Origin of the sequence: Bilifractor sp. LCP21S3_F8 (assembly GCF_052117805.1) — a bacterium.
GTDB lineage: Bacteria > Bacillota > Clostridia > Lachnospirales > Lachnospiraceae > Bilifractor.
On record NZ_JBQKIK010000017.1, the window covers coordinates 59,175 to 71,772 of the forward strand.

General features: G+C 52.7%; 9 protein-coding genes and 1 riboswitch. All 9 genes read left to right on the forward strand.

The window, feature by feature from the left end; genetic code table 11:
• Nucleotides 1–16 precede the first annotated feature (16 nt).
• The 9 genes from ACTQ3A_RS09075 to pabB all read left to right on the forward strand — a co-directional run bounded on the left by ACTQ3A_RS09075 (nucleotide 17) and on the right by pabB (nucleotide 12,440).
• Nucleotides 17–1,765: a hypothetical protein gene (locus ACTQ3A_RS09075; protein WP_441099429.1), complete on the forward strand. Its 1,749-nt coding sequence runs from the start codon at nucleotides 17–19 to the stop codon at nucleotides 1,763–1,765.
• Between the two features lie 219 nt (nucleotides 1,766–1,984).
• On the forward strand, nucleotides 1,985–2,638 hold the full coding sequence (locus ACTQ3A_RS09080) for a cupin domain-containing protein (RefSeq protein WP_441099430.1): 654 nt from the start codon (nucleotides 1,985–1,987) through the stop codon (nucleotides 2,636–2,638).
• A 65-nt stretch (nucleotides 2,639–2,703) separates the two neighbouring features.
• Complete coding sequence (locus ACTQ3A_RS09085; RefSeq protein WP_441099431.1) at nucleotides 2,704–4,482, forward strand: DUF438 domain-containing protein; 1,779 nt, start codon at nucleotides 2,704–2,706, stop codon at nucleotides 4,480–4,482.
• A gap of 57 nt (nucleotides 4,483–4,539) precedes the next feature.
• A riboswitch (TPP riboswitch) is annotated at nucleotides 4,540–4,641 on the forward strand.
• 92 nt (nucleotides 4,642–4,733) lie between these two features.
• Complete coding sequence (locus tag ACTQ3A_RS09090) at nucleotides 4,734–5,426, forward strand: energy-coupled thiamine transporter ThiT (RefSeq protein ID WP_441099432.1); 693 nt, start codon at nucleotides 4,734–4,736, stop codon at nucleotides 5,424–5,426.
• Between the two features lie 164 nt (nucleotides 5,427–5,590).
• Nucleotides 5,591–5,911 (forward strand): DMT family transporter, encoded by a 321-nt coding sequence (locus ACTQ3A_RS09095; RefSeq protein WP_441099433.1) that lies wholly within the window; start codon nucleotides 5,591–5,593, stop codon nucleotides 5,909–5,911.
• Between the two features lie 611 nt (nucleotides 5,912–6,522).
• On the forward strand, nucleotides 6,523–7,584 hold the full coding sequence (locus tag ACTQ3A_RS09100) for a TDT family transporter (protein WP_441099434.1): 1,062 nt from the start codon (nucleotides 6,523–6,525) through the stop codon (nucleotides 7,582–7,584).
• Nucleotides 7,556–9,742, forward strand: coding sequence for an anaerobic carbon-monoxide dehydrogenase catalytic subunit (cooS, locus tag ACTQ3A_RS09105; RefSeq protein WP_441099435.1), 2,187 nt, complete (start codon nucleotides 7,556–7,558; stop codon nucleotides 9,740–9,742). The genes ACTQ3A_RS09100 and cooS overlap by 29 nt, the downstream gene beginning before the upstream one ends.
• A 396-nt stretch (nucleotides 9,743–10,138) precedes the next feature.
• Complete coding sequence (locus tag ACTQ3A_RS09110) at nucleotides 10,139–10,732, forward strand: anthranilate synthase component II (RefSeq protein ID WP_441099436.1); 594 nt, start codon at nucleotides 10,139–10,141, stop codon at nucleotides 10,730–10,732.
• A gap of 175 nt (nucleotides 10,733–10,907) precedes the next feature.
• On the forward strand, nucleotides 10,908–12,440 hold the full coding sequence (gene pabB / locus ACTQ3A_RS09115) for an aminodeoxychorismate synthase component I (RefSeq protein ID WP_441099437.1): 1,533 nt from the start codon (nucleotides 10,908–10,910) through the stop codon (nucleotides 12,438–12,440).
• The last annotated feature ends 158 nt before the right edge of the window (nucleotides 12,441–12,598 follow it).

Below are 12,598 nucleotides of genomic sequence, written 5' to 3' on the forward strand. Positions count from 1 at the left end.
TATATGAGGAAAGGGTATGGAAATCTCGGAATTTGAAAAGAAACGCGCCGCGAATCTGATCTGGAACGGAGCGGAGAATTATAGTATTGAGCCCGGATTCCGTGTCTTCGACAGAGAAGGGCACGCCGATCTGTACTGGAACAGTATCGTCGGCGCAGTACATAAGCACTATGACTGGGAGAAGCTGGAGAGATTCTACAACACCTTTCACGAGAAGATTGATCAGACGGCTTACGAGAGCCTTTTCTGGATCGCGATGGAGAATTGTACCTTCGAGAAGGAAAAGGATGTTAGGCCTGTTTTTCCTTATCTGAGACGGGAGTACGCAAAGCGTCAGCTGAAATCGCTGGAGGGAAGCTTCGCGCTGGAGGACTCTGCGGGGCAGAGAGTGCTGGCTGTGATGCACGGGCACTTCCGGAGAGTCCTGGGCGAGAATGAGGGACTTCCGGATGTCGTAGATGTGAAGCTTCTGAATGACATCGAGGTGAGCGGGGACCTGGATACGGATCAGGTGATCGACAGGATTGCCGACACTCTGGAGACGTACTTTACATACCGGCGGCCGGGATCAACGAAGCCGGTGCCGAAGAGCAGTGTTAATCCGTTTTCTTTGTTTTTCCTGCGGAGAAAGCAGAGGAGAGAGGCCGGAAATATGGGACCGATCCGCCGGCTCGCCTTCGGATACGGCGAGCATCTGTCGGAATACGGGAGTGAGGTTCTGGACCAGAGCCGTCTGAGCGTTGCTTTTGCGAAGTATTCTGCACAGACCGACGAAGGTTTAAAGGAGTATATCACAAATTATTTCGGGAAGCCTCTCTATGATCAGAAGACTGTGCGCCGGCTGGAGAAGGAGTACTGCACGGGAAATCATACGGATGTTCATCTTCATTTCACGGACGGCGCGTATGACGACGAGATGCTGAAGAGCGGTTTTGCGGGAAAAATGCGGAAGCAGGCGGTGGAGCAGGCGAAGGAAAATGAGGAGGCATTTCAGGAGAATGTCGCGAAATACCGCATGGAGATTCTCCGCCTGACGAATCGGATTCGGAATTCCATGCTGATGCACATGGACAATCAGGTGGTGAAGTCGAATTCGGGGAGGCTCGATGCGTCTTTGATCTGGCGCGGGCTTGAATTGGATGACGACCGTATCTTCCGGAAGGTACTTCCCGGGGACAGCGGCAATCTTTCGGTCGATATTCTGCTGGACGCGTCTACCTCGCAGGTACACCGGCAGCCGGTTGTCGCGGCGCAGGGCTATATGATCGCGGAGAGTCTTACGCGATGCGGAATCCCGGTCAGAGTGTATTCGTTTTGCTCGATGAATGGATATACCGTTGTAAACCTGTTCCGTGATTACCATGAAGTGAAGAAGAACCGGAACATCTTCCGGTATTTTACGACGGGGGCCAACCGGGACGGTCTGGCGATCCGCCTCGCCGCGGGAATGATCGAAAAAAATGATGCCGATCACCGGCTGCTGATTGTCCTGTCTGACGGAAAGCCGAACGACGCCATCAAGGTGCGGACCTCGGCGGGTTCATACAAGGATTATGCGGGCACAACCGGTGTGGAGGATACCGCCGCGGAGGTGCATCGGGCAAGGATGCAGGGCATTACCGTTCTGTGCGTTTTTACCGGCGATGAAAAAAGTCTTCCGGCAGTGCAGCATATCTACGGCAGGCATTTCGCGAGGATCCGGAAGCTGGATCTTTTCGCGGATACGGTGGGAAATATGCTGCAGACCTGTCTGAGGAATCTGTGAAGATGAATCCGGTTTTAATAGCATAGGTATCTGATACCTTTCAGAAAAATAATGGCCGTCTTATATCCCCGTAGCTAATGCAACAGGGATATAAGGCGGCATATGTTTTGGCAAATATGTTTTGGTAAAGAGAAAAATGTTTGATCCGTATCCTGGGATACGGATTTTTTTGATTCCTTTGTGTATGCTCGTGTTGTATCGGAAAGGATGGTGAAGAAAATGAAAGAAAAAGTTGGAGACGTTTTTTCTATTGCAAAAGATAACAATCCGGTTCCGGGATGCACCATCTCAAGGGAAGTGTACAGCGGTACCAATTCTATCACATACTTTTCATTAGCGGCCGGTACAGATATCAGTGCTGAAATTTATTCCAGCTATAAGCTGATTCTGGTGGCGGATGGAAGCATGGAAGTATATGGAAGAGAAGGATTTATCAGGGAACTGAATGCCGGCGGGGCTATCGTGACTCTGACAGATACCCCGATGGGAATGCGCACGCAGAAGGGCGTGGTTTACACGGAGATTTTAATTCGGAAGGAGGATATTATGAACAATACAATTAAGGCGGGTGAGGTATTTCAGCTGGCAGAGGTGGTTCCTTATCAGGCGGGCAGGATTGTGAATATGGATGTTGTCCACAACGATAAAATGAAATTTGTAGTGATGTCATTTGATAAGGGAACGGGTCTTTCCGAGCACGCGGCTCCGGGAGAAGCGATTGTTTTTGCGCTGGACGGAGAGGGAATCATCGGATATGAGGGAAAAGAGCACAAAATCAAAGCCGGCGAGAACTTTCATTTTGCTAAGGGAGGACGTCATTTTGTGAAGGCCTCGGAGAAGTTCAAGATGGCATTGCTGCTGACACTTGACTGACCGACGTTTACTGACAACTGAGTCTGAACTTGTACATATATATGAGTATTGGAGTAAGCAGAGATATGGCAAAGAAGATTGACTTTAACAAATCTGTGTATGAACTGGTGCAGGAGTACCCGGAGCTGAGAGACATCCTTTCCGGCGTCGGATTCCGGGAGATCACGAAAAAGGGAATGCTCGGTTCTGTCGGAAGAATCATGACGATTCCGAAGGGCGCGAAGATGAAAAATATCTCGATGATGGATGTGGTCATGGCACTCATGACGCACGGCTTTGAGATCGAGGGAGAAATGCCGGAGCTGAAAATGCCCTGGGAGGAAGCAAAGGACGCACAGGCAGCCGGTGACAGTGTGAGCCGGGAGGCGGCGCAGGCAGATGGTGGCAGTGTGAGCCGGGAGGCGGCGCAGGCAGAAGGCGGCAGTGTGAGCCGGGCGGCGGCGCAGACAGAAGGCGGCATGACTGAGGAGCGCAACGAACTTCTCAAGAGCTACCTGAGAAGACTCGGCAGCGGTGAGGACCTTGAAGCAGTAAGAGCCGATTTTGTGAAAAATTTCCGTGATGTTGATGCCTCCGAAATCATGAGAGCGGAGCAGGATCTTCTGAAATCCGGGACTCCTCTTGAGGAGGTGCAGAAGCTCTGCGATGTACATTCCGCGCTTTTCCACGGTGCGACAAGAGAAGAGAAGATCGCCAATGCGGAGAAGGCGGTAGAGGATTCTCTTATGAAGAAGATCGGAGACTCCTCTGTTGCAGCAGGGAAGGCCGGAGATTCCTCTGTTGCAGCAGGGGCGACAGGAGTTTCCTCTGCTGTAGAGAAGAAGAGAGCCGGTGCTTCTGTCGCTGAGCAGAGGACAGCAGACTTCTCTCGTATAGCGGAGATGACCTCAACGGCAGCTGCGGATCCGGGCGACCGCAAAGAGCTGGCGGCTTCGCTCGCGTCGGTTCCGGGCCATCCGCTGAATCTCTTTGAGAGGGAGAATCAGGCAATCGAGACGCTTCTTCTCCGTGCGCGTGAGGCTGTCGCCGGAAAGAGTGCGGACGACAGGCTTATGTCACAGCTTCGCGAGATTGCAGTTCACTACGCGAAGAAAGGAGATCTGCTCTATCCGCATCTGAAGGTGCGTTATGATATCTCCGGCCCGTCAGATGTCATGTGGACCGTGGATGATGAGATCCGCGACGAGATCAGTGCGCTTTCAAAGGATGAAGATCACGACGACGACTGGTACGGCCGGCTGTCGGCGGTGCTTGACCGGGCGGAGGAAATGATTTACAAAGAAAATAATATTCTCTTCCCGATCTGCGCGGTGAATTTCACGGCGGAAGACTGGTATTCGGTGTACCGGGACTCCGGAGATTATACGGAGATCCTCGGTCAGTCCTTTACGGACTGGGAAGAAGCGGAGCAGGCTCTGAACGCAGAGAAAAAGGCAGAAAAGCCTGGCCTCTCCCAGGGCGAGGTTGTGATGCCGGGCGGACATATGACGGTTCCGCAGCTTACAGCACTGCTGAACACCATACCGATGGAGATCAGTTTTATTGATGCGGACAACATCAACCGCTACTTCAATGAGGGACCGAAGGTCTTCAAGCGTGCGGGAATGGCCATTGACCGGGAGGTCTTTTCCTGCCATCCGCCAAAGGTAGAGCCCATGGTCCGCAGTATTCTGGACAGCTTCCGGGACGGAAGCAGGGACAGTGTACCGGTATGGATGGAGAAAAACGGAAGAACCATGCTGGTGAACTATCTTGCCGTAAGAGACCGGAAGGGCAATTATCTTGGGGCTGCGGAGCTGGTGCAGGATATGGAATTCGCGAAGGAACACTTCGCGGGTCACTGAATCAGCAGGAAAATGAATTGACGGTTTTGCTTTATCTGCTATACTGTAAATACAAAGAAAAACTGCTGGGGGAGCGGAAGCTGAGAGTGCCGTGCATGCGGCTGACCCTGATGACCTGATCCGGTTAATGCCGGCGTAGGGAAGCTGAGTCTGAATGCAGGCTGTGTGATCAAAGAAATGAATGTTTCTGAGAGTTCCGTAGCTTTGAAAAGTGAAATCCTCCCGCAGACAACTGTGAGGAGGATTATATTATGTCTGTATTTGCTACTCTTGGAAGTGACGGAGTATACCAGCTGACGCAGGTCGGCTACATTGCGGTGATTGCCGTGATCATTCTGGCACTGCTTCTGGTCTGCCTGATCCGGAAACCGGACCAGAAGGGTGTACTCGGTACGAGAAAGCTTGTGTTCTCGGCGATGGCAATCGCGCTTGCGACGGTCGCATCCATGATCAAGCTGTTTCATCTGCCGATGGGCGGCAGCATAACCTTCTTTTCCATGCTGCTGATATCGCTTGTGGGATATTGGTACGGCCTTGGGACAGGGCTGTTTGCAGGTCTTGCCTACGGTCTTCTCCAGCTGATCGTTGATCCCTATATTATTTCTCTGCCGCAGATGCTGGTGGATTATGTGTTTGCGTTTACGGCTCTCGGGCTCTCCGGTGTGTTTTCCGGGGCGAAGCACGGACTGATCAAGGGCTATCTGCTTGGAGTTGTCGGCAGGTATTTCTTCGCGGTTCTTTCAGGCTACATTTTCTTTGGAAGCTATGGCAATGAATACGGAATGTCGGCGATCGGATACTCCCTTGCCTACAATGCGATCTACATCTTCGTGGAGTGCGGCCTCACCATTGTGCTGCTTCTCATACCGGCCGTGAATAAGGCGATGATAAGGGTCAGAGGGATGGCGCTTGCGGGAGGTAATTCGAGACAGAGCGTGGCATAAGGCACGGGCGAGGCATTGAGACGGTGCGTGTGTGGGAATTTCCGGACGGTCGCAGTATGAGACGCTGAAGGCCGGAATGTCCGTGGATGATGCAGCGCAGGAATTCCCGGTCGGTCGCAGTATGAGACAGCATCCGTGTAAGTGAACATGCAGGAGGAATCAAAATGACTGTTTTTCTGCTGACAGTACTGATCGCTTCGGAGGTGGCGGCAACGTCGCTCCTGAAGTATACGCATCACTTTACCCGGCCGTTACCGTCAATTATCTGTATCGCGTGTTATTGTGTGTGTTACTACACCTTTTCTCACGTCATGGATCGTATGAACGTGGGCGTCGCCTACGCAATCTGGTGCGGAGTGGGACTGATCGCCACAAATGTCATCGGCTATCTGCTGTTCCGTCAGAAGCTGACCGGTGTCGGCGTCTTTGGAATCGTGCTGATTATCATCGGGTGTGTGATTGTAAACGTCTGGGGAACCAGATAGTGGGATACGGCAGATATGGAATACTGCAGATATAAAATATGGCAGATATAGAATACTGAAAATATATAATACGATACGGAAGATATGTAGAAGAAGGCCGCTGCGCAAACTGTTGCGTGGCGGCCTTCCTTGTTCGCTTGAAGATTCTGAACATATGGCCAGGTATCGCATCAGCTCCTCAAAAACGCAGACAGGATCGTTACACGCGAAGCGTGTGTAAGAGACTGGCCGTGATTTACGCGAATAGTGAGCCGCAGCCGAATGCGAAGTATTCGTGTGCGGCGAGCGTCGCGATAGCGAGATAAAACTCGCGCAGCGTGTTTTATCTCGTTTCGAAGGCAGCAGGAATGAGCAACACGAATGAGCTTTCTTTTTCGTTGATATTGCCGGAATGTTCCTGTATAATTCAAAATCATATTTAGTTGATAGGAAATATAATAAATGCAGAAATGTAATGCAAAAACGTGGCTGAGAGCCGGTATTATGAGGAACTGCGGCAGTGAAGTGGCGTTATGAGGAACTGCGGCTGTGGGCTGGCATTAGGAGAAGCTCCGGCTGTGGTTTCGTAACATAATGAGCGGCAGGTGTATTTTTTCTGGAGGAAGGGACGCATGAAGAGCATGATCAGGAGAGTGCCGGTTCCGATAGCAGGAGTGATGCTGGGTTTTGCGGCATTTGGGAATTTTCTGAAGAGCTATTCGAATCTTGTGTGGATTCTCATGGAGCTGGTATCCGTGGCGCTTCTGGTGCTGCTGGTTCTGAAGGCTCTTCTGTATCCGGAAGATTTGCGCCGGGATATGAAGAATCCTGCCATAGCCGGCGCTGCGGGGACTTTTTCCATGGGACTGATGTTCCTCGCGGTCAGTCTGAAGAGTGTCAGCGTTCCGGCTGGTGTGTCAGTCTGGTGGGCGGCGCTGGTGCTTCACGCGGTGCTGATCGTGTGGTTTACAGCGTCCTTTGTGCGTTGTTTTCAGCTGAAAAAAGTATACATGACATGGTTTCTGGTCTATGTGGGCATTGTGGCGGCTGCGGCGACGAGCCCTGCTTTCGGGATGCAGGCGCTCGGCAGAGTGCTGACGGTTTACGGTCTGGCAGCGACGTCGGTATTGATGATCCTGATGGCGGTCCGTTATCGTAAGCTCCCTGCGGAGAAGCTGCTTGCGCCTCTGACGGCGATCTGTGCGGCGCCGTTCAGTCTGTGCCTGGTGGGATATCATCAGTCCTTTGAGACAAAGGATCCTGCTGTATTTCTGGTGATCTTTCTGTTCTCCAGCGCCTTCTATGTGCTCGGACTGGTACAGGTATTCCGATACATCGGGGGAACATTTTATCCGTCATTTTCGGGATTTACGTTTCCGTTCATCAATACCGCAATCGGAACCCGGCTGACATGGAACGCGCTTCGTGCGGGGGACTGGGGGAAAAACCTTTCCGGATTTGTGCCGGGACGGGGAAATGATATTGTGACTGTATTTTTGGTACTGGCAGATGTAGAATGTATAATTGCCGGGATTTTGCTGGGTATTGTTTTTTTCAGGTATGTTGTGTTTTTGTCCGGAAAAGAACAGACAGCAGCTGCCGGCACAGGCAGATTGCGGCAGCCGATGATGCCGCAGGAGGAAAAAAGAGGAGGATATCAGAAGCATGCTCGAACATATTCACACACATCGTAATCTGATTGGGTTTGATGAAAATGGAATCCCGGTCGTGATTCAGAAAGCATCCGCGCATGATCCGGAAAAAATAGATGCGGAGTACCGCGCAGTAGAGGAAGGAAGAGATCCGGAATCTGTGCATGACGGAAAAGAGAAGATTCATGCAGATGAGGGAACGGGAATGGGGCACCATTCTGCGGAGGGCGCGGCATGTGTCGACACAGAGGAAGATGAGAACGCGTTTATCCGGGACTATATGAATGCCGTAACCGCATATCGCAAGACCTTCCCGTCCAAGCAGGATCAGATTGACAAGACACCGGACCCGGCAATCCGTGAGATGCTTCTGCGCTCGGAGCAGCTGGGTATTGACACAACTTTCGACCGGTTCGATAAACAGCAGCCGCAGTGTAATTTTGGTATGGCCGGCATCTGCTGCAAGATCTGCAATATGGGACCGTGCCGTATCACACAGAAAGCGAAGAAGGGTGTCTGCGGGGCGGACGCCGATCTGATTGTCGCGCGGAATCTTCTGCGTGCGGCAGCTGCCGGAGCCGCGCAGCACGGCATGCATGCGAGAGAGCTGATGCTTGAGCTGATGTGGGCCGCAGAGGGCAAGCTGGACGCGCCGCTCCTGGGTGAGCAGAAGATTCTGACCACGGCGAAGGGCTTCGGAATTCCGACAGAAGGCCGTGAGGTGAAGGATGTCGCATACGATCTGGCAAAGGCTCTGCTGGATGATCTTTCCAGCCCGGATCCGGCTCACGTATACAAGACAGCGGAGGTCTGTGCTCCGCCTGAGCGCGTAAAGCTCTGGAAGGATCTGGATATCATGCCGATCAGCGCCTATCATGAGGTTTTTGAAGCGTACCACAAGACGGCGGTGGGAACTGACGGAGACTGGAGAAGCACGATGGAGCATTTCCTGCGCTGCGGACTCGCCTTCTGTTTCACCGGTGTGGCGGGAGCGTCGATCGCGACCGATTCTCTGTTCGGTATCGGCGACCGTGTGACGTCGAAGGTGAACATCGGGGCACTGGAGAAAGGGTACGTGAACATTGCGGTTCACGGTCATCTGCCGCTTCTGGTAAAGGAAATTGTGAAATGCGGCCAGACAGAGGAAATGATTAACCTTGCGAAGGAAAAGGGTGCGAAGGGAATCCGTTTCTACGGCATCTGCTGCAGCGGACTTTCCGCGATGTACCGCTATGATGGCGTTATTCCGCTGTCCAACGCGGTTTCCGCGGAGCTGGTCCTGATGACCGGAGCGTTGGATCTCTGGGTGGCAGATGTTCAGGATGTGTTCCCGGCGATCATGGATGTCGCAAAATGTTACCGCACGACGGTTGTGACGACGAGTGCTTCCGCGCGTCTGCCCGGTGCCGAGAGAATGGAGTTCGACCGTCATCATTCCAACATCGGTGAGGCGAAGGAGCTGGCGCGGAAGATCGTCCTGCGCGGAATCGAGAGTTTCGAGGACAGGAAGGGTATTCCGGTCTACATTCCGCCGTATGAAGTCACCGCGGAAGTCGGTTTTTCCGCCGAATATCTGGGCCGCCGTTTCGGAGGCTTCGGACCGATCGCGGAGGCGCTGAAGGACGGACGGATTCTCGGAATCGTCAACATGGTCGGCTGCAATAACCCGAAGGTGCCGTATGAACGGTGCATCGCGGATGTGGCGAAGGTGCTGATTGAGAATAACGTACTCATTCTCACGAACGGATGCGCGTCGTATCCGCTGATGAAGCTCGGATACTGCACGAAGGACGCGAACAAGCTTGCGGGAGAAAAACTCCGCGGATTCCTTGAGCCGGATCTTCCGCCGGTGTGGCATGTGGGAGAGTGTATCGACAACACGAGATCGAGTGCCATCATGGCAGGCATTGCGGGTGCGCTCGGCCAGAAACTGCCGGATATGCCGTATGCGTTCACTTCTCCTGAGTGGAGCAATGAAAAGGGAATTGATGCGGCTCTGGCCTTCCGTCTTCTGGGAATTTCCTCTTACCATTGTGTTGAGGCGCAGATCTTCGGTTCGAAGAATGTAATTGAGTTCCTGAAGCAGGGAACCGAGGAAACACTCGGATCTCACATGGTGGTAAATGTGGACCCGGTCAAGCTCGGTGAGCAGATTGTCGCGGATATGAAGGAGAAGAGAAAAAAGCTGGGCTGGGACTAAGTAAAAACTAAGGCCTTGGCTGCATGGTAAAGATATGGTACTATTTTATAAAAACTGACTGGTGTGCCTTGGGCGTTATCTCAGCTTAAGAATACTGCCGGAACAGAATGCGGAGTGTCATTACGACGCTCCCGTTCTGTTCCGGTTTTTTTTACGCGAACAGTGAGCCGCAGCCGAATGCGAAGTATTCGTGTGCGGCGAGCGTCGCGATAGCGAGATAAAACTCGCGCAGCGTGTTTTATCTCGTTGTGTATAAGTCCAGTCGCAATGTTCATGGCCCACGGCGAGCTTGCTCAGTAGTGGGCAAGAACATTAGCGACGACAACAGGTATGAGCACGAAGTGACGCGCAAGCGGCACGAAAACTGCGAAGCACACAGTATTTGAGGGGGACAAAATGCTTGCAATGATTGATAACTTTGATTCCTACACGTACAACCTGGTGAGTTATTTCCGGGAGCTAGGGGAGGCGGTGACGGTGATCCGGAGAGACCGGATTTCCCCGGATCGCATCGGGAGGATGAAGGATCTGGAGGGAATTGTCATTTCGCCGGGACCGGGCTCTCCTTCCGAAGAGGACCCTTCGGTGGCGGTGATCCGGACATTTCAGGACAGAGTGCCGATACTCGGAGTCTGCCTCGGGCATCAGACCATCGGATTTACTTACGGGGCAGAGATCCGGCGCGGCAGAGCGCCGATGCATGGAAAGGTTCTTCCGGCATACAATAACGGGACGGGATTGTTTTCGGGTCTGCCTGGGGAATTTGCGGTGACGCGTTATCATTCACTGATTGTGTCCGGAGAAAATCTCCCGCCAGTGCTTGCGGTTGACGCGGTGGACGGGGAAGGAGTAATTATGGCAATGCATCACAAATACTGCCCGGTGTACGGTGTTCAGTTTCACCCCGAGGCGGTTCTCACGGCCTACGGTCATGAGCTGCTGGAAAATTTTCTTCGAATATGCAGGGACTACAGGATGAGCAGGGGATAAAAGCGGACGGGAACCGTGCCAGCAGTGATGAGAGAAATGGAAGAATGAAAAGAGAAGAAATTAACTACCGTTGTGTTGATGAGAGAAGTAAGGCGGGATTCGTGAATAGACGATGTAAGCTGAGAGATAATACGGCAGGGTGTATGACGGACGAGAAAGCGAGCGGGAGAAAGCAATGAGACGGATAATAACGGAAGAGTGGAGTGGAGAAGGGCTGACGCTGGAACGGCTTGCTAATGTCATCCGGAGAGATGGCATCAGCGGATCGGACTGGGCATTTCTGGATTCCTCGCTGAAAGGACCGGACGGAAGATATTCGATTCTTGGCCTGTATCCTTATCTTGAGGCGGAGGAAAGGAACGGGGAGCTGTTCGTGAATGGAGAGAGGAGGACGGGCGATCTTCTGGCTTTCCTGAAGGATTATATCGAGAATAACCGGGATAGACAGAACAGGGAATCCGGGACCGGCGGGGAGCGGAAGGATGGCGGACCGGTCATGACCGCAGGGGCTATCGGCTGGTTAAGTTATGATTACGGAAGGAAAAGGGCGGAGATACCGGGACGGCATGAAAACGATGATTCTTCCGTTGACGGAGGTCTGCCCGACGGGAGATTTGTCTTTTATGATCTGTATCTGGTTGAAGATCTTCTGGAGAACAGAATCTGGATCTGCACCGGGGAAAATCTGTCCGGAATTGGCGATTACCGGGAAAAAGTCCGGATGTGGGCCGAAGAAACAGCGGACCTCTGTGCAGAGAGAATCAGGAATGACAAACGGATTGTGCGGCATGATCCGGTCAGGAAGGGAGAGAGGGGAAAAACAGTCATATCCGGTGATCAGGGAAGGTCAGATGCCGGAGAAGGCACCGGAGAAGTGATTTTTTCCTCTGATTACGGAGAAGAGGATTACGAAGAGACAATCCGGAGGCTGGTTGAGTATATGAGGGCAGGAGATATCTACGTCATGAATATGACGCGCAGGATTACAGCGGAACACATCGGGGATCCGTATCAGATGTTCCGGTATCTGCGGAAGCATAATCCGTCGCCGTTCGGCGCATTCCTGTCCTTCGGAGAGTATGAGATTGTGTGCGCCTCCCCGGAGCGCTTCCTGAGGGTTCGGGATGGAGCCGTGGAGACCAGTCCGATCAAGGGAACGCGGAAAAGAGGGGATACGCCTGAGGAGGATCAGAGACTGAGGCAGGAGCTAGCGGAGTCGGAGAAGGACAAAAGTGAGCTGCTGATGATCGTGGATCTGGAGCGGAATGACCTGAACCGGGTGTGTGTGCCGGGATCCGTGAAGGTGCCGCGCATGTATTACATCGAAAGCTTCGCAACGGTGCATCATCTTATCTCGGATGTAACGGGGAGGCTGAGACCGGAGTGCAGTGCGGTGGATCTGCTCGATGCGGCTTTTCCGGGCGGGTCAATCACAGGCGCACCGAAGCGTCGTGCGATGGAAATCATCGATGAACAGGAGAACAGTAGCAGGGGACTGTATACAGGAGTCATCGGCTATCTGGGATTGGACGGGAACTGTGATTTTAATATCGTGATCCGGACGGCGGTCTGTCGAAATGGCTGCTGCAGCATCGGAGTCGGCGGGGGAATTACCGTGGATTCGGATCCGGAATTCGAATATGAGGAGACAAATCAGAAAGCGGCGGCACTGGTCGAGGCGATTCGTGCGGTAAACCACATGCTGTAAACAGCGCCACAGACTGTATAAGTCCCCGCGTCACTTCGCAGCTTCCGTGCGACTGGACTTATACAGTAAACCCCCATGCCCCGCAGGCGGAGCACCACAATAGATATAGCCTGTATTCTGAAAACCCATTATACTACCTCCTTATTTCGTGTATACTT

Excerpts from the sequence above, each read along its gene's own strand:
- ACTQ3A_RS09085 (WP_441099431.1), top strand. The coding sequence starts at position 2,704 with ATGGCAAAGAAGATTGACTTTAACAAATCTGTGTATGAACTGGTGCAG.
- ACTQ3A_RS09080 (WP_441099430.1), top strand. The coding sequence starts at position 1,985 with ATGAAAGAAAAAGTTGGAGACGTTTTTTCTATTGCAAAAGATAACAAT.
- ACTQ3A_RS09100 (WP_441099434.1), top strand. The coding sequence starts at position 6,523 with ATGAAGAGCATGATCAGGAGAGTGCCGGTTCCGATAGCAGGAGTGATG.
- cooS (WP_441099435.1), top strand. The coding sequence starts at position 7,556 with ATGCTCGAACATATTCACACACATCGTAATCTGATTGGGTTTGATGAA.
- ACTQ3A_RS09110 (WP_441099436.1), top strand. The coding sequence starts at position 10,139 with ATGCTTGCAATGATTGATAACTTTGATTCCTACACGTACAACCTGGTG.
- ACTQ3A_RS09090 (WP_441099432.1), top strand. The coding sequence starts at position 4,734 with ATGTCTGTATTTGCTACTCTTGGAAGTGACGGAGTATACCAGCTGACG.
- ACTQ3A_RS09075 (WP_441099429.1), top strand. The coding sequence starts at position 17 with ATGGAAATCTCGGAATTTGAAAAGAAACGCGCCGCGAATCTGATCTGG.
- ACTQ3A_RS09095 (WP_441099433.1), top strand. The coding sequence starts at position 5,591 with ATGACTGTTTTTCTGCTGACAGTACTGATCGCTTCGGAGGTGGCGGCA.
- pabB (WP_441099437.1), top strand. The coding sequence starts at position 10,908 with ATGAGACGGATAATAACGGAAGAGTGGAGTGGAGAAGGGCTGACGCTG.